Source organism: Desulfovibrio sp. JC022 (assembly GCF_010470665.1).
GTDB lineage: Bacteria > Desulfobacterota > Desulfovibrionia > Desulfovibrionales > Desulfovibrionaceae > Maridesulfovibrio.
Map to the genome: position 1 here is coordinate 376,395 of NZ_VOPZ01000003.1, position 18,537 is coordinate 394,931.

General features: G+C 48.1%; 13 protein-coding genes. 12 read left to right on the forward strand and 1 reads right to left on the reverse strand.

From position 1 onward, the window contains the following. Nucleotides 1-424 precede the first annotated feature (424 nt). The 10 genes from FMS18_RS06875 (at nt 425) to FMS18_RS06920 (ending at nt 11,227) form a co-directional block, all read left to right on the forward strand. Entirely contained in the window at nt 425-2,905 is a 2,481-nt protein-coding gene (locus FMS18_RS06875; RefSeq protein ID WP_163293000.1) for a glycogen/starch/alpha-glucan phosphorylase, read from the forward strand. A 166-nt stretch (nt 2,906-3,071) separates the two neighbouring features. Further along, nucleotides 3,072-3,815: an AMIN domain-containing protein gene (locus FMS18_RS06880; RefSeq protein ID WP_163293001.1), complete on the forward strand. Its 744-nt coding sequence runs from the start codon at nt 3,072-3,074 to the stop codon at nt 3,813-3,815. Nucleotides 3,816-4,096: 281 nt separating this feature from the next. After that, complete coding sequence (pstB, locus tag FMS18_RS06885; protein WP_163293002.1) at nt 4,097-4,858, forward strand: phosphate ABC transporter ATP-binding protein PstB; 762 nt, start codon at nt 4,097-4,099, stop codon at nt 4,856-4,858. A 17-nt stretch (nt 4,859-4,875) separates the two neighbouring features. Further along, nucleotides 4,876-5,541, forward strand: coding sequence for a phosphate signaling complex protein PhoU (phoU, locus tag FMS18_RS06890; protein WP_163293003.1), 666 nt, complete (start codon nt 4,876-4,878; stop codon nt 5,539-5,541). Nucleotides 5,542-5,929: 388 nt separating this feature from the next. Then, nucleotides 5,930-7,684, forward strand: a complete 1,755-nt coding sequence (locus FMS18_RS06895; protein WP_163293004.1) for a 30S ribosomal protein S1 — start codon at nt 5,930-5,932, stop codon at nt 7,682-7,684. Beyond that, entirely contained in the window at nt 7,671-8,552 is an 882-nt protein-coding gene (gene sppA, locus FMS18_RS06900; RefSeq protein WP_163293005.1) for a signal peptide peptidase SppA, read from the forward strand. The genes FMS18_RS06895 and sppA overlap by 14 nt, the downstream gene beginning before the upstream one ends. Before the next feature lie 24 nt (nt 8,553-8,576). Then, nucleotides 8,577-9,329, forward strand: a complete 753-nt coding sequence (locus FMS18_RS06905; protein WP_163293006.1) for an MBL fold metallo-hydrolase — start codon at nt 8,577-8,579, stop codon at nt 9,327-9,329. A 37-nt stretch (nt 9,330-9,366) separates the two neighbouring features. Beyond that, complete coding sequence (locus tag FMS18_RS21020) at nt 9,367-10,695, forward strand: tetratricopeptide repeat protein (protein WP_163293007.1); 1,329 nt, start codon at nt 9,367-9,369, stop codon at nt 10,693-10,695. Nucleotides 10,696-10,736: 41 nt separating this feature from the next. Beyond that, nucleotides 10,737-10,985 carry a hypothetical protein gene (locus tag FMS18_RS06915; protein WP_163293008.1) on the forward strand — a complete coding sequence of 83 codons (249 nt, stop codon included), beginning with the start codon at nt 10,737-10,739 and terminating at the stop codon, nt 10,983-10,985. Then, complete coding sequence (locus FMS18_RS06920) at nt 10,982-11,227, forward strand: hypothetical protein (RefSeq protein WP_163293009.1); 246 nt, start codon at nt 10,982-10,984, stop codon at nt 11,225-11,227. Before FMS18_RS06915 ends, FMS18_RS06920 begins: the two co-directional genes overlap by 4 nt. Nucleotides 11,228-11,300: 73 nt before the next feature. Here FMS18_RS06920 and FMS18_RS06925 read toward each other — a convergent pair whose 3' ends face one another. Next, nucleotides 11,301-14,993, reverse strand: a complete 3,693-nt coding sequence (locus tag FMS18_RS06925; protein WP_163293010.1) for a FecR domain-containing protein — start codon at nt 14,991-14,993, stop codon at nt 11,301-11,303. Between the two features lie 252 nt (nt 14,994-15,245). On the opposite strand from FMS18_RS06925, the gene FMS18_RS06930 reads away from it, so the two are divergent. Beyond that, nucleotides 15,246-17,567 (forward strand): cache domain-containing protein, encoded by a 2,322-nt coding sequence (locus FMS18_RS06930; RefSeq protein WP_163293011.1) that lies wholly within the window; start codon nt 15,246-15,248, stop codon nt 17,565-17,567. Nucleotides 17,568-17,678: 111 nt separating this feature from the next. Then, entirely contained in the window at nt 17,679-18,527 is an 849-nt protein-coding gene (htpX, locus tag FMS18_RS06935) for a zinc metalloprotease HtpX (RefSeq protein ID WP_163293012.1), read from the forward strand. Nucleotides 18,528-18,537 lie beyond the last annotated feature (10 nt).

Sequence of the window (18,537 nt, forward strand, 5' to 3'; positions counted from 1 at the left end):
TTTTTAGTTGGCTGGTGTGAAATGATGTTATGTCTAGTATAGAAACTTTAAGCTGACACTAGTTTCAATTTGGAGACTTTAACCGATCACGAATACCTACGAATAGCACTATATGCACATAAAGGTGAAGTAGAATGTTAAAAAACTTTCTACTTTTTTAGACTGCTGAACAGTGTTGTAGTATAACTTTCCCAATTCAGTATGATTTAGGCTGTAAATATAGAAGCCAAAATCTTAACCGGAAGCTTTGTATCGGCCTGCAACATTTTGTTGCGCTTCTGGAAGCATGTTTACGTTACTTTTTCGGGATAGTTGGTGTATAAGGGCAATGTAGAACCTTTTATTGTTAAGGCGGTGTTTTGGTTTCATTTTGGAGAATAGGTGTTTTAAATAAACAAAATCGAATAGATAGAGAGGTCTTTTTATGCCTAAGAAAGATATATCTGAATTTCTTGAAGAAATTGGCGGAATGGATGTCGAGTCTCTTGTGAATTGCGTCTGCCGCCACCACCTCTCCAATCTGGGCCGTGATTACGGACGTACCGACATATTTTCACTCTATCAGGCTCTTGCGTATACCTTGCGGGATCGTCTTGTGGGCAACTGGATTAAGACCCAGCGTTCATATTACAGTCAGCGGGCTAAAAGTGTTTACTATCTTTCTCTTGAGTTTCTTACCGGGAAATCGCTGGCCAGCAATACCTTAAGCCTTGGGGCTGAAAAGGAAGTTGCTGAAGTTCTGGATAAATTCGGGGTGACACTTGATGAGGCCGAAAGCGCGGAAGCGGATGCCGGATTGGGTAACGGCGGTCTGGGCAGGCTGGCTTCATGTTTTTTGGATTCCATGGCCAGTCTGGGAATTCCCGGTTATGGTTACGGAATCAGGTATGAGTATGGAATTTTTAAACAGGCCATTGAAAACGGGGAGCAGGTTGAGGCCCCGGATGACTGGCTGCACAGCGGTAACCCGTGGGAGTTCTGCCGCAAGGGTTTTATGTTTACGGTTCGTCTCTACGGACGTGAAGAGCAGTACACCCATGAGGACGGTTCAGCTCGCCATCGCTGGGCGGACAGCGCAAAAGTAATGGCTGTGCCGGTGGATATGCTTATTCCCGGTTACAAGAACGGAAATGTTATCAATATGCGCCTTTGGGAGGCTCAGCCCGCAAGGCGATTCAATTTTGATCTTTTCAACAGCGGTGATTACATCCGCTCTATGGAAGATGCGGTCCGTTCCCAGACAATTTCCAAGGTCCTTTATCCCAACGACAGACTTAGTGAAGGGCGTGAACTGCGTCTTGTGCAGCAGTACTTTTTTGTTTCGGCTACCATTCAGGACATGATGCGCCGTTTCATGAAGCTGAAACTTGATTTCTCTGAACTGCCCAACCGCGCAGTGGTCCAGCTTAATGAAACCCACCCGGCTATCGCCATACCTGAGCTGATGCGTATCCTTATTGATGAGCATATGCTTAATTGGGATGTGGCCTGGCGTATCTGCCGCAGGACATTTGCCTACACCAACCATACGGTCATGCCCGAAGCCCTTGAAACATGGCCCCTTGATATGATGCGCAAGGTCCTGCCCCGTCATGTTTCTATCATTTTCGAGATTAACCGTCGCTTCATGGAAGACGTGAAGGAGCGTTTTCCCGGAGACGAGGACAGGTTTAAGCGTATGTCCATTATTGAGGATGGTGAATTCCCGCAGGTTCGGATGGCTTGGCTGGCTGTGGTGGGGAGTTTTATTGTGAACGGAGTTTCCGCGCTGCATGGGGACTTGATCAAGAAAAGTATTTTTCAGGATTTTGTGGAAATGTTTCCGGGCCGCTTTACCTCAGTTACCAACGGGATCACCCCGCGCAGGTGGCTGCGCCAGTGCAACCAGCCCTTATCTGAACTTATCACCGAAAAGATAGGTGAGGAATGGGTCACCGATCTTGCGCAATTGCAAAAATTGGAACCGTTGGCTGAGGACCCTGAATTTCAGGATCGCTGGTACGAATGCAAGCTTAAAGAGAAGCAGCGGTTGGTGGAATATGCACGTAATGAGTACGGGCTGTATCTGCCTGCGGACTGGATGTACGATGTGCATGTCAAACGTATTCACGAGTACAAAAGGCAATTGCTCAATGTGCTGCACGCGGTCACTCTTTACTGCCGTCTCAAAAAGGACCCCAACAGTGTGGCTGTGCCGAGGCTGAAGATTTTTGCAGGCAAGGCAGCTCCCGGATATTTTATTGCCAAGCGTCTCATCCGGTTGATTAATTCCGTGGGCGCGGTGGTCAACTCAGATTCCGCAGTGAATCATAAATTGCGTATCGCTTTTATGCCTAACTACCGGGTCTCGCAGGCGGAAAGGATTATTCCGGCTACTGACCTTTCTGAGCAGATCTCCCTTGCCGGAACCGAAGCTTCCGGTACCGGGAATATGAAGTTCGCCCTTAATGGGGCGTTGACCATCGGTACTCTCGACGGTGCTAACATTGAAATCATGGAAGAGGTGGGCCGGGAGCATATGTTCATTTTCGGAATGGACGCTGATGAAGTGCAGATGCGCAGACATCATGGCTATAACCCTTCGGATATTGCTTCTACTGATCAGGAGCTGGCTGAGGCGTTGCATTACATCGGTGACGGCACCTTTTCCGAAGGTGACCGGGATCTTTTCAGGCCGATATTAAATGCCCTGTTTGACGGTGGCGATCAGTACATGGTTCTTGCTGATTACCGTGATTATGTGGATGCGCAAGACCGGGTGGATGAATTATGGCAGGATCGCCGGGGCTGGTTGCGCAGTTCAATTCTTAACACTGCCGGTTCAGGCTACTTTTCCAGTGATCGGGCTATAATGGATTACGCCCGCAATATCTGGGGCGTGCGGCCCATGAAGATGGAAAAGTAGTTTTGGTAATTTCGTAAATTTAACACAACCGTCTGTTTTTCGATTGAAACAGGCGGTTGTTTTTGTGTTAATCCATGCATCTTGCGGGGTGAGGGCCTCTTTGCCTTAACCGGGAAATTCTTTTATATTATCGCTCCTGAAATGATTACAAAACGGGTTAACGATAATGAAAATTAAATTTCGTCCTTTTACTCTCCTGTTGCTTATAATCCTGCTGGTGGTAGGTGTTAATGCCGTGCTTTTCCATATGGGCTTTTTCGATTCCTTTCTGGCCGGAAAGGAGCAGGAAGCTGTAAGTCAGAATGGGGAAGGTCCGGTTGTGCGCCGTGAGATCAGCAAGCTGGTGCTTCCGCTTGAGTCTGCAAAACCAGAGACTTCTGAATTGGCAGAAGGATTGAACGAGGCGGATATCAGTGCTGCTAACCAGTCCGATACTCAGGGAGCTACTCCGGTGGTGAAGGATGAAGAGCTGCACGAAGCAGATCAGGTTTCTGCCGCAGCAAAGCCTGAAGTTAAATCCAAGCCTGCCCAGGCAAAGTCCGCAGCCAAGAAAGCAGCCGCAAAACCCTCCAAGACTTCTGCTTCCAAAGGTGTGCTGGGTAATGTGTCCGTTGCCTGCAAGCCCGGAAAAGCTTCCATTGAGGTTGTTCTTTCAGCATCTGCGGGGAAAATCAGCTGGTTCAATCTTGCAAAACCGCGCAGGCTTGTGGTTGATCTTCACGGGAAATGGCAGAACAAGGCTAAGTCCTTATATCGCCTGAAAGATTGTCCGTTGCGAAAAATAGTGCTCGGCGAACATCCTGATAAAATTCGTTTAGTTTTTTACCTTGATAAAAAGGGCGTACCCGCAAAGATTAAGCCGACCGTCCGTAAACACGACAAAGGAGTCTCCCTCGGTCTTGGTTTTTGATCCCGGATATAAATTTTACCTTGAAATCCCTGCAATGCTTTGTGTTGCAGGGATTTTTTTTGAATTGTGGATGGTGCAAAATTATATTGTTTTAGTGGTTTATTTCTTTGTTTTCCACGTAACGCAAATGTAACAGCCGGGTCATTGCTCTGTAACCCGTGCCGGATAGTTAGTTCAGGTCAGCTGATGCTGGCTGGGCGTTATTAAGTGACATATCAAGTAAGATAAGGGATCGGCCGGGTCTGATCCGATTCTATTTAAATAAATATGGAGACAAAGTGATGGGGCAAGCTGTTAAAATCGCTTCAAGGAATCTGGATTTTTATTATGGCGACTTCAAGGCTCTTGAAGATATTTCCATGGATTTTCGGGAAAACAGGGTTACTGCGCTTATCGGACCTTCCGGTTGCGGTAAAAGTACTTTTTTGCGCTGCCTGAACAGGATGAATGACCTTATTTCAGGAACCCGTGTTGACGGCAATCTCATTCTCGACGAAGAAAATATTTACGCGCAGGGACTTGATGTTGTTACTCTGAGAAGGCGTGTCGGTATGGTTTTTCAAAAGCCTAACCCCTTTCCCAAATCCATTTTTGAGAACGTAGCCTACGGTCTGCGCGTAAACGGCATTACAGACAAGGAATTTGTTGCCCATAAGGTTGAAGAGAGTCTTAAAGGCGCTGCCCTCTGGGATGAGGTAAAGGATCGTCTGCATACTTCCGCGCTCGGACTTTCCGGCGGTCAGCAGCAGAGGCTTTGCATTGCCCGCGCCCTTGCTGTTGAACCTGAAGTCTTACTGATGGATGAACCGGCATCCGCGCTTGACCCCATCGCCACCCAGAAGATCGAAGACCTGATTCATGAACTGAAAAAGAATTTCACCATTATCATCGTGACCCATTCCATGCAGCAGGCAGCACGTGTGTCCGATCAGACAGCCTTTTTTTACATGGGTCGCCTTATAGAAACCGGTAAGACCGAGACCATGTTCACCAAGCCCAAGAATAAACAGACCGAAGATTATATCACCGGTCGTTTCGGTTAAACTTACAGGAGAATTTCATGGAGCAGCGCGCTCATTTCATAAAAAAAATGGACGATCTGAAGGTTCAGGTCCTGAGAATGTCCAGTATGGCTGAAACCGCCATGCATAATTCTGTGAAAGCTCTGGCTCAGTGCAATGCAGAACTTGCTGAAGATGTGATTATGAACGATATCAAGATTAATGAACTTGAATGCGATCTTGATGAACATAACCTGAGTCTATTGGCTCTTGATCAGCCCATGGCAAGGGATCTGAGGTTTATCGTCGGTTCCATGCGTATCACCAGCAACCTTGAGCGAATAGGCGATCAGGCGGTCAACCTTGCTCAACGGGCCGTGTTTTTGAGTTCCCGTCCTCCGTTACCGTTTAATCAGCAGCTGGATCAGATGGGGGACATTGCCGGGAAAATGGTTGCCAAGGCGGTTAAATCTTTTGCAGACGAAGATCCCGTGCTGGCGGCTGAGATTTGCGGTATGGACCATGAGGCGGACAGTCTTAATGTACGGATTCTCAAAGGTCTTATCGAAAATATGGTCTCCGAAACCAGAATCGTGGAACGCGGGGTGCACCTGATCATGGCTGCAAGCCATCTGGAACGTATTGCGGATCAGGCCACTAATATTGCCGAATCAGTTGTTTTTATCACTCAGGGAGTGAATATCAAACATCAATGTATGGGATAGCAGGCAGCCAGACCTTGCGAAATGATTTTAAAAGAGCCGGAATTTTCCGGCTCTTTTTTTGCCTTAAGCTTTGGGCGCAAACGATTCCGAGGAATGAAAGCATATTTAATATGGTTTACAGGAGTTCTTTTTTAGGATAGAAGCAGTTCTCTTAATCTCAAGTGGAAAGTCTGTACCCGGCGGTATTGAAAATCGCGGGGAGATGATTACCTTATTACTCTTGAGTTTTTCCCGTAACGGGCATTAGGGACGAAGTGCGGTCTTTCAGGCCAACGGACAATCTGGGCATCGGCTGCCTCGGAACGCGTGAGCAGGTTGATTCCAATGTACTTTTCCCATGATATATATGCCGAAATTTTGTCCGAGGACACGTTGTTGGAGGTAACCCATGGAAAACAATGAAAACATGAACGCCGAAATGGAAATGGATATGGACTTCGAGGCAGCCCTTGAAGATTATCTTAATGCCGATTTCGGAAATCTGGACGAAGGAAGCATCGTTTCCGGTGAAGTAGTTAAAGTAGACAAGGACTTCGTTCTTATCGACGTTAACTTCAAATCTGAAGGCCAGATTGCAGTTTCTGAATTTTTGGATGCTGACGGTGAAATGACTGTTGCAGTCGGTGACAAAGTAGACGTATTTGTTGCAAACAAAAACGAAAACGAAGGCACCATTCACCTTTCTCGCGACAAAGCCAAGCGCATGCAGCTCTTCGACAAGCTCGAAGAAGTGCAGGAAAAAGAAGGCGTTGTCGAAGGCAGAATCATCCGCCGTATCAAAGGTGGTTACACCGTTGATCTCGGTGGCGTGGAAGCATTCCTGCCCGGTTCTCACGTTGATCTTCGTCCCGTTCCTGATATGGACGCTCTCGTTGATCAGACTTACGAATTCAAGATTCTTAAAATTAACCGTCGCCGCAGCAACGTTATCGTTTCCCGCCGTGTTCTTCTTGAAGAACAGCGCAACGAAATGCGTTCCCAGCTGCTCGAAACTCTTGAAGAAGAGCAGACTGTTAAAGGTAAGGTCAAGAACATCACCGAATACGGTGTATTCATCGACCTCGGCGGTCTCGACGGTCTTCTGCATATCACAGACATGTCCTGGAAGCGCATCAAGCATCCTAAGGAAATGGTCGCACTCGGTGATGAGCTCGAACTGAAAGTTCTGAACTTCGATAAAGAAGGCCAGAAAGTTTCTCTCGGCCTCAAGCAGCTCGTTCCCGATCCGTGGGAAGACATCTCCGGCAAATACCCCGAAGGTGCCAAGTACACCGGTAAGGTTACCAACCTCGCCGACTACGGTGCATTCGTTGAGCTGGAAGCAGGCGTTGAAGGTCTGGTTCACATTTCTGAAATGTCCTGGACCCGCAAGCTGCGTCACCCCTCCCAGATGGTTCGCGTTGGCGATGAAGTCGACGTAGTTGTTCTGGGTGTTGATCCCGACAAAAAGCGCATCTCCCTCGGTATGAAACAGGTTAAGCCTAACCCCTGGGATGTTGTTGCTGAGAAATTCCCCGAAGGTACTATCCTTGAAGGCCAGATCAAGAACATCACTGAATTCGGTGTGTTCATCGGCATCGAAGACGGCATTGACGGCCTGATTCACGTTTCCGATATCTCCTGGACCCGCAAGGTTCGTCATCCTTCAGAAGTATACAGCGTGGGCGATTCCGTTCAGGCTAAAGTACTTACTGTTGATAAAGAAAACGAGAAATTCACCCTCGGTGTTAAACAGCTTTCCGAAGACCCCTGGTCTCAGGTACCCAACAAGTACCCCGTTGGCTGCACCCTTGATGGTCTCGTTACCAACATCACCGACTTCGGCCTCTTCGTAGAAGTTGAAGAAGGTATTGAAGGTCTGGTTCACGTTTCTGAAATCTCTCACAAGAAGATCAAGAATCCTTCTGAGATGTTTAAAGAAGGCGTTACCATCCAGGCTAAAGTCATCCACGTATCTGCTGATGAGCGTCGCCTCGGCCTCTCCATCAAGCAGCTCAAGGAAGACACTGAAAAACGTCAGCCTAAAGAATTCCGTTCCGGTCCTGCCGACAGCGGTAACACTCTGGGCGAACTGCTGAAGCAGAAACTTGCTGATGCAAGTGAAGCTAAAGCAGCTGCAGAGACTGAGGATGAAGAATCCTAAGAAAGGTTTCTCTGTAAGACATCCGATTCTGTTCGGTTTCAGTCTGCTTATTATGGCTGTGGCTCTCCTATGGGGAGCCGCAGCCTTTTTTCATGGAAAAGTGGACTTTTTCAGCGCCGGGAAGATCGGGGTGGTCAATGTACAGGGAACCATCATCAACTCACTGCCTACGGTAAAGTTTCTGCGTGATCTGCGTCGGGATGATTCTGTAAAAGGCGTTCTTTTGCGGGTTAATTCTCCGGGCGGAACCATTGCCCCTTCACAGGAGCTTTATCACGCGGTGAAGCGTTTCGCCGAGGTCAAGCCTATTGTGGCTTCGTTCGGTACTGTTGCGGCTTCCGGCGGGTATTACGCTGCGGCCCCGGCCACCAAGATCATGGCCAGTTCCGGTTCCATTACCGGCTCCATCGGGGTTAAGGCGGAGTATGCAAATTTCCACCAGCTCATGGAGAAGGTGGGGGTCAATCCAATCATTATTACCAGTGGCAAGATGAAGGCCGCCGGTTCTCCGTATTCCGAACTCACTCCGGAACAGCGCGAATACCTGACCAATCTGATTATGGATATGCACAATCAGTTTATTTCTGATGTTGCTTCTGCACGTAAGCTGGACCGCGAACAGTTGGATAAAATAGCCGACGGGCGTGCCATTACCGGGCGTGAAGCCAAAGAACTTGGACTGGTAGACCGTATCGGCGGATTTGAGGATTCAGTCACTGTTCTCAAAGCTCTTTGCAACATTGAGGGCGAAGTGAAGGTCATCGAAGGGCCTGAAGAAGAAAAACCGCTGATCAGGGAAATCCTAGGATATCTGGGGCTTGCCCCCACCGGTTCCGCCACCGGGGATGGATTGATCTTTTCGTACTGATTCAGGCGCGGGGCAGCAGCTATTATGAAATGTACTTTTATCGGCGTCGGTTCAGCATTTGACGCCGCACAGACCAATGTTTCCATGCTGGTGGAAGCCAATGATCATCGTATTTTGCTGGATTGCGGTTTTAACGCCGCCCATGGCTGCATGCGGTTGATCCCGGACCCTTCCCTCATTGATGCGGTCTGGATTTCTCATTTTCACGGTGATCATTTTTTTGGGCTGCCGTTTCTCTTGGGTTCATTTTTTACAGCAGGGCGTGCAAAGGTGTTTCATGTCTGCGGACCACGGGGAGTTGAGGATAAGGTCATTCAGGCTGTAGACCTCGCTTATCCTTCTCTGCGGGCAAAGTTGGATTTTGATATTGTTTTCCATGAATTTGGATCTGATGATGTGAGGACTGTGGCGGGATTCTGTCTGCATGTCTGCACCATTGAGCATTCCGGGTCTGCTTTGGCTTTGCGGCTTGAATCTGCCGGGAAGTCTGTTTTTTATAGCGGCGACGGGCAGCTTACTGAAGGTTGCCGAAACATTGCCAAGAAGGCCGATCTGGGAATACTTGAATCGTACGGGCTGGACGATACTGTTAAAAGGCACTCCAGTGTAGCGAAATGTATTGATTTTGCTGTTTCCACAGGAATGGTGAAAGTTGCTCTTGTGCATTTGGAGCCTTTTGTGAGAACCTGCCGCATTAATCAGGTCGTTGAACTGTTGGCTCAGGCTGACGGGTGTGAAGTTTTTCTGCCCCATGAAGGGCAACTTGTCGAATTGTAAATAGTTCGGCAGTCTTATTGCATGTAGCGAGGCTTAAGTGGCAACTAAATATGATCAGATAGTGCGTGAGTTTTATGAGGAACAGGCCGGATATACTGTTCTTTTGAGTGACGAGCCTTCGTTTTACAAGTTGCTGCGCGGCACACTGCATAAAATTCTGGCCATCCGCCGGGATTGTCTGGCCTATTTTCAGGAGCAGGCTCCTTGTCTGTCCGAGATCAAGGATAAGGTCGGTGCCAACCAGCCTGTACTTGTTTTTGTGGAAAGGCTGGTCCGGGGCAAGCCTACAGCTGAGTTTATCCTTAATATCCGTAAATTATTTCCAGAGCTTAAGGTGGTGGTCCTCACTGATGAAATCAGTCAGGAGGAACTTATTTTTCTGCATGAGCTTGGGGTGAATAATATCATTACCAAGCCTGTTTCCGTGGATAGTCTGGTTCAGAAACTGGCTTTTACCATCAAGCCGCAGGGCAGGCTGGCCCAGCTTGTGGAAGCCGGTAAGAAGTTTTTGCGCAAAGGTGACCTTGATAAGGTGCTGCTGGTCAGTGCAAAAATTCTTGAGATTAAACCGGACAGTCCGGCTGGACTTATGTTGCAGGGCGACGCCCAGTCCTGCATGGGGCAGCGAGACGAGGCCTTGAAATCTTATTTGCAAGCTCATGAGCAGTCCAAGGTGTTTATGGAGCCGATCAAGAAACTGGCCGATTTTTACAAGGATAATGATAATGACCAGTACCTGCACTATTTGAAAAAGCTTGATTCAATCAGTCCGTTGAATACCGAGCGCAAATGCGAGATCGGGCGGGTTCATCTTGAGCGTGAAGAGCTTGATGATGCGGAGGTCTTTTTTGATCAGGCTGTTCGCTGTGCAGTAAAGGAAGCGCATAGTTATCTTTCTCAGGTTATGAGCGGTATTGCGGAGTCTCTTTTTGATGTGGCTCCGGAAAAGGCTGAAAAGTATTATTCAAAACTGCTGTCGGTTAAATCTTCCAGCTTGAGTGCGGATGATCTGGAAACTTACAACCGTCTGGGCATAGCTTTACGCAAACAGGGCAAGTGGATGCAGGCGGTGGAGAATTATCAGGCCGCGCTCAGGGTTGCGCCCAATGAACCGGGCCTCTTTTATAATATAGGTCTGGCCTACAGTGATGGTAAGGAATACGCCAAGTGCGCTACCTTTTTTAAACGGGCGGTCCGTTCGGACGGGATGATTCATAAGTCCGCTGTGTCCGTGGCCCGCAATATCAGCGGGATTTTCATAAAGGTAGGCATGAATGATGAAGCCCGTGTTGTTATTGAGGAAGCTCTTACTGAATTTCCTGATGACGCCAAGCTCAAGGGTCTGCTCAAAAAGAGCGGAGCGTAGCAGGATTAATAGCCTTTTTGACAAAATTTCAGGTTTTATAAATGTATTTTTTAATAACACTTGTTTTCAGTTTTTTAATTTTCATGATTTTGTATGCCCGTTACCTGAATGTAAGCGGCAGTATCGGCCAGCGCAAATTGCAACTGGAGAATCTGCGCGATAATGTTGAATTCAGGATCAACAAGCTCAATAAGGGTTCAGCTGAGATCAATCGTGAGATTGCCGAGGCCTCAGCCCGTCTTGATCTTTTGAGGAGAAACTTAAATGATGCCGGGAGCAGCAAAAAATGATTCCCATGCTCGTTTTTTCCGGGGTTGTTCTTGTTGCGGCCTTGTTTATCAACAGGATGATTTCCGGCTGGCATAACCAGTCCCTCAAAGCCATGAAACGGGAAGAAATAGCCTTGCGTGGACGGCTTGATAAGGTCGGCAAGGATCAGAAAAAGGACTTGGTGAAGCTGCGCAGGCTGCGCAATCAGGTTCTTACCTATGAGCGTATGGTTGATGATAAGGCTATGGAAAACGGCGAATAAAAAAAGTTGTAGTTAAATAACAAAACCGCCCTTTCTGCTTTTATGCGGAAAGGGCGGTTTTATTTTTTGTGTGCTAAGCGAAGTTGATGTCGTCGGCTGTGACATCGTTGCCGCTGGCTATGTCTGCAATCATGGTAGCAGAGTTTGAATCATTACCATCAGCATCATAATACAGTTTGTCGTTTACGCTGTCATAAACAAAGTAAGACTGATTGTCTGAAAGACCTGTATGTCCGTCGAAATTGTCGATAACTGTAAATCTTGATTTTGCGGCCGAATCAAAATCCGAGCCGCTGAAGTAAAATTTATCGTTGTTGGCTGCAGTGGGATCATCGTTTTCAAAGTTGTTGATGGTATCGCCCCCCTCATTGAGAGAGGTATAGACAAGCGTGTTGGCCTTGCCGTCTTGAAGAGTAATTGTATCAGTTCCATTGCCACCGTGAATTGTCGATGCGCTTACAGAACTGGCAGTGATGATGTCATTACCAGCTGAGCCGATTATGTTCTCAATGCTGTCCAGAACAACTTTGTTCACCGTAGTGGAGCCGGATTTGATATAAATCAGATTACTGCTTAAGTCTGCTACCACATGGTAACTGCTGTCAAAAGTGTCGAACTGGATCCAGTCCGAACCATTCCCTCCAGTTACTGATTCGTATGTGGCTGAATTCCCGGAGATATATTCTGCGTTGAGTTCCGGAGCGAAGAAGTTGTCATTGTCATCTCCTTCAAGATTGTCCTGATGTCCAGAGCCGATGATACCTTCGATATTTTTGATCACATCAGTACCGATACCAGTGCTGACAGTAACTTCGTTGGTTCCGTTTAAGGTGACGTTTATGCCTGATGAGGCATCGGCAAAGGATACGTAGTCCATTGTACCGCCCTGCCCGTCAAGAAGATTGGTTCCAGCATCCCCTTGCAGGGTGTCATTTCCTGTCCCGGCGTAGATTGTGTCATCACCCATGCCACCGGTAAATGTTTCGTTGCCGGAGCTGCCATTGAATGTGTCATCGTGTGCTGAACCTACAAAAGATTCTACGTTGGTGAATGTGTCGGTATAGCCATCGTGGCTGGCGGTTCCGCCGGAGCTATTGATATTTACTGTGACCGTTCCAGCTGCGTCGGCAAAAGATATTTTGTCAGTTCCGGCCCCGCCGTCAAAAAAATTGTTTCCGTCTTTACCAAGGAAATAGTCGTCACCTTTACCGCCGATAAAAGTGTCTCCGTCAGTGTTCCCGATAAATGTGTCTGCTCCCTTGGAGCCGATAAAGGTGGCAAAGTGCTGGATTGTATCAGTGTATGATGTGCCGGATATGGTGTGGGATATTTCTCCATCTGACATACTTACACTGATGCTGCTGTGGTCTTCATAAGAAAGGGTGTCGTCGCCTGACGCTCCGCCTACAGTGCCGCCGTAAAGTTTGTTGTTACCGGCACCACCCTTGATGAAGTCATCTCCTGCTCCACCGTAAATCGTGTCATTGCCAGAGTCGCCGTTAAGCCAGTCATTTCCACCGTTACCGTTGATTATGTCGTCGCCTTCATTGCCGTCAAAGGTGTCAGCGGCCTCACTCCCGTTGAAGGTGTCGTGGGTTCCGGTACCGAGGATTTTTTCGATGTTTGTGAAGGTGTCTTCAGTTACTGATGCACCGACCTGCTTGGCTGTGCCTGTTCCGGAAGCAGAGAGACTGATATCCATGCCGTAATCGCTTCCGACAGTAATGTATTCATAAGTCAGGGAGTCGATTCCATCTCCGCCGTCGATGGAGTCTACTCCTTCGCCGCCGGAGATCATATCTACGCCGTCCCCGCCTTCAATGCTGTCATTACCGAGATCACCGGAAATGGAATCATTACCGGTTCCACCGTAAATGGTGTCGTCGTTTTCGCCGCCTTTGATGGTGTCGTTGCCGTCGTCACCGTAAATAGTATCATTGCCGCAGTTACCATCAAAGGAATCATTGCCGTCGCCGCCTTTGAGTACATTGGTCCCGGTAGTGCCTACGATGTTGTCATTGCCGGAAGAACCGATTAAATTTTCTATGTTAATCAGTTCTACTTGTCCTTTATATTGGTTGGATGAGTTTTTGATGCTAATTACGCTGCCCATGTTTCCATAGAGATGATATTCGCTGGACAGGGTGTCGAATTGTATCCAGTCCGCTTCACTGCCATCACCGCCGTTAACAACATCGTATGTTCCAACAGAGTCTTTTACCCACTCTTCATTCATTCCGGGATTAAAAAAGTTTGTGTTGGTGTCACCTTTAAGGTTGTCTTGATGAGAGCTTCCGATGATTCCTTCGATGTTCACAAGAGTATCTTCAAAGTCATCGGTCGTAACGGTACTTTCGCTGCTTCCCGCAAGGTTCACCGTCACACCGTGGTCAGAATCAGCGTAGGATGCGAAATCTATGTCGTCTGTAGAGCTGCCGCCGTCAAGGTAGTTACTCCCTTTGCCGCCTGTAAGCGTGTCTGCGCCCGTGCCGCCGTACATGGAGTCGTTGCCGTCTCCACCGAAAAGGGTGTCGTTCCCGGATTCGCCGTAGAGGGTGTCGTTTCCGCCGTATCCTTTAACGGTATCGGCGGAACTGGATCCGGTGATGGTGTCTGCGTCCTGTGTTCCTTCTACAAAACCGCTGCCGTGGATGTCGTGCGGGTTAGAACTTGAACCACCGGAATCTCCAGATTCATCGTCGTTCTCGTCTTCTTTTTCACCTGTGTCATCATCTGCTTCTTCAACAACAGGCTCTACTACAGGTTTTGGTTTTTCCCCGTCTTCGCCACCTGTTTGTTCTTCGTCTTCAGAGTTCTTTGGCTCTTCCGGCTCTTGACCTTCTTTTGGTTTTTCCTGCTGGTCTTTCTCACCTACTTCCGGCTTTTCATTGGGTTTGGGTGGTTGGCCGATTTTATCGGGGTCAAATCTCTGTTGTCCAATCAGAGCGTCATCTCCCGGATCAATCACACCTTTTGCCGGGTGCAGTGCTCCGCCATCAGCTCCTTGCTCTTCGCCGGGGGTTCCCCCGCCCGGATCAACATCGCCGGGGAGTTCGCCTTGCTGCTCTCCCTGCTGTCCTTCTTCACCTTGTTGCTCGTCATTCTGTTCGTCGTTCTGATCATCATCCTGCTGGTCGTCATCATCGCGCTGGTCACGAATGTCCTGTTCCTGCCTGATGTTTTCAGGGGCAATTTTACGGAATTGATCACGTTCCTGCGGGGCGAGGCTACGGACCGGACTGAGCAGGCCGGACCTGCTGACGTCGACCATCTGTCCGGATAAGAGCTGGCGCATTGCTCCCGTTGCTTTACTTTGCAGGAGCATGGCTTTACCGGCGTGAATCTCTTCAACACCGTGCTTTTCACCGTCATCGGTGACTTCGCTGAGGATGATGGTCCCGCGGATACCGATGGTTGCCAGCGGCGAACCGAGCTTGAAACGGTCCGGGTTCTGTTCTGCTATTTTACCTGTGACAGTACGGAAGGTGCCTTCAGCTATTTCGCCCAAAAAACTGGAGTCGCCACCGTCCGGGTCGTAAACATAGTCATCAAGGGCAATGCGTGAGTTGCCGCCCTGTGAAATAAGGGTGTCGTCAACAAAGCGCACCTCAACATTACTGTTGTCTCCGGTGATCAGTTCTTCGCCCTGATAGATAGGGCTTCCTGATTCCAGAACACGTGTTCCCGATGCGGTTTGGGCATACGCTTCACCGGAAATCCCGGTAACTACGCCGATTTCTTGAGGGCTGCTTTGTTCAACAGGCATTACAGTATGTTAACCTATGTTTATGTATTGTTTGGAGAAAGTATGTATCTTAAGAATTAATGGAAAAATAAGATATATTATTAAAATAAAAATAGCGTGTGGGCAAGTAATATTGGGAAAATATACTGGCTGTAAAAGTCACTAAAACTAAAACTCTATTCTTGAATTTAGAAGTTGTATTGTGGTCTGTATATAGTGTATGCTTAACTTTGCAGAACTAATGTTAATTCATTGTCAGGTCTGGAGAAATATATGGGCGTTTTTGAAAAAAGCAAGGGGGCGGGGAGCAGAACCCCTGTCTGGCTGAGAGTTGCCGTTCCGACGGTTGCTTCGCTGTTGCTTTTTATCATTGCCCTTTTTGCCGTCCATATGCCTGCGGTGCGTGATGCCTTGCTTGTTCAACGTAAAGAGTCCCTGAAACATATGACTCAGGTCGCCATAGGGGTGCTGGACCATCTGCGCGATCAGGAAATCAAAGGAATTATATCTTCTGAGGAAGCGCGTAGAAGGGGGGCCGAGATTATCGGGATGATGCGCTTCGGCCCGGATGGTAAGGATTATTTCTGGATAAATGACTTTAAAGCTAAAATGGTCATGCATCCTTATATGCCGGAACTTGATGGCCGGGATATGTCCAAGTTTGCTGATTTCAAGGGTAAACTGCTGATTGTGGAGATGGTCAATGCCACGGAAAAGGATGGTGCCGGCTATGTGAATTATCATTGGCAGTGGCAGGATAAGTCGGACAAGGTCGTACCCAAGATATCCTATGTGCAGAGGTTTTACCCTTGGAAGTGGATAGTGGGAACCGGGCTTTACCTTGATGATATTGAGTCCGAGGCCGCAGCCCGCAACCGGGAATTGATCATGATGACCGTGGCCATTCTCGGACTTATCTCTTTGCTTTCTTTTTACACCATTGTCCAGAGCAGAAGGGCCGGCAAAGATATTCAGGAAAGCGAAGCCCTGTTCAAGGGGATATTCAACCATAGCCAGCAATTTATGGGAGTGCTCAGTCCTGAAGGGGTTTTGCTGCTTGCCAATAAGGAATCTATGGATTTTGTGGAGGCTGATAAGGGTGATATAATCGGTCATTATCTTTGGGAAACCCCGTGGTGGGATGATTCACTTGAAGCTCAGCGACAACTCAAGGAGTTGATTCAGATTGCCTCTTTCGGCGGGGTGGGGAAAGGTATTTTCAGACATGATGGTCCGGATGGCAATTTTATCTATGTTGATTTTTCCGCCAAGCCTGTGGTCGACGATAACGGCAAGGTTCTTTTCCTCATTGCAGAGGGCCACAACGTAACGGAATTAAAAGAGGCTCAGGAGCAGATAGCCTTAAGCGAGGCAATGTTCAGGGGGGTGTTCAGCCAGTCTTTACAATTTATGGGCGTGGTTGATCTTGATGGTAATCTCAGGGAGGTAAACAAAGCCGCCCTTGATATTAGAAATGTTGTCCCCGAAGATGTTCTTGATCGGCCTTTCTGGGAAGGTCCATGGTGGCAGGACCCGCCATCCCTTATGGATAATTTAAAAGAAGACATCAAAAATGCCGCTAACGGTCATATTATTCGCCGGGAAGTCAGGACGAATGTTCCTGATGGTGGATCACGGTATGTTGATTTTTCATTGAAGCCTGCATTCGGTGCTGACGGAAAGATTATTTTCCTGCTGGCCGAGGGTAGGGATATTTCTGAATTACGTTCTGTGCAGGATCAGTTAAGCACCTTAAACCGCAATCTTGAGCAGAAAGTTGAGGAGCGCACAGCAGAGCTGCGCAGTTCTGTGAAGAGGCTGGAAAATGCTCAAAACCAGCTTATTCAATCAGAAAAAATGGCTGCTCTTGGTGATCTCGTTGCAGGGGTTGCCCATGAAATTAATACCCCGGTTGGAATCAGCGTAACCAGCATCAGTTTTATGGAAGAGAAACTGAAAGAGATCTCATCAAAGATGGATTCCGGTCAGTTACGCAAATCTGATTTTGATAAATTTGTGTCCATTGCCAAGGAAGCCACCAAGTCCAGTATGCTCAATCTGCATCGGGCTGCCGAACTTATCGGTAATTTCAAACAAGTGGCTGCTGATCAGGCATCGGGACAGAAAAGGACCATCAATTTTCATGAATATATTGATGAAATCCTGCTTAGTTTGCGCTCCAAATACAAAAGAACCCTGCACAAAATTAATATCAGTTGCGACGACAGTCTGGTTCTGAATACCTATCCCGGTGCGTATATGCAGATCTTTTCAAACCTCATAATAAATTCGCTTATTCATGGGTTTGAAGGAGTCGAGGCCGGGAATATTGATATCGGGGTTGAGGTGGGGGATGAAGATATTATCATCCGTTATACTGATGATGGAAAGGGTATGAGCGAAGCAAATGTAAACAAAATTTTCGAACCCTTCTTTACTACCAAGCGCGGAGCGGGTGGAACCGGGCTGGGTATGAGTATTGTTTACAATCTGGTCCATACCCGTCTGGGTGGCTCAATTACCTGCTCCAGTGTGGAGGGGCAGGGTACGGCCTTCACTATACTCCTGCCCAAGGATATTCTTGTTGAAGACTGAAATTATTGATTTCCAAGCCCTTGACTGGGCGGTTTTAAATCATATCTTTTGAATACCGCATCGGTTTTGGTGCGGTGTTTTTTTATTAAGTCAAAAACAGGAGCTTTTAATATGACCAGTCAGATCAAGACTTTTTTCCTGCTTTCCGCGCTTACAGGTATAATTCTCTTTCTCGGGGGAATGCTGGGCGGAAAAACCGGGCTTATCATCGCCTTTGCACTGGCCATGTTCATGAACGTGGGCAGCTACTGGTATTCAGATAAAATTGTACTCAAAATGTATGATGCGCGACAGCTTTCCGCCAACGATGCTCCGCAGGTGCATGCCATGGTGCAGGAACTGGCTGCCAATGCCGGCATTCCTGCACCGCGTCTTTACGTGGTTGATCAGGATTCCCCCAATGCTTTTGCCACCGGGCGTAACCCGGAGAACGCCGTTGTCGCAGTCACCAGCGGAATCATGCGTATCCTGACTCCTGAAGAATTGCGCGGAGTTATTGCGCACGAGATCGGTCATATTGCCAACCGGGATATCCTTATCCAGTCTGTTGCGGCAGTACTTGCCGGGGCGATCATGATGATTGCCAACATGATGCAGTGGGCCGCAATTTTCGGCTTCGGCGGAGACGATGAAGAAGGCGGGACCAACCCGCTGGCTGCGATTATGATCGCAATTCTCGCTCCCATTGCCGCTTCCCTGATCCAGATGGCTATCTCACGCTCAAGGGAATATCTTGCGGATTCCACCGGGGCTGAAATTTCCCGCGATCCCAAGGCTCTGGCCTCCGCGCTCTACAAGCTGGATGCCACTGCGCGTAACATCCCCATGGATGCCAACCCCGCAACCGAGAATATGTTTATTGTCAATCCTTTCAGCGGCGGAAAGATGGCTAACTGGTTCAGTACCCACCCCTCTACCGAGGAACGTATTTCCAGATTGATGTCCATGGCTGGAAAATAGGACTTTTAAA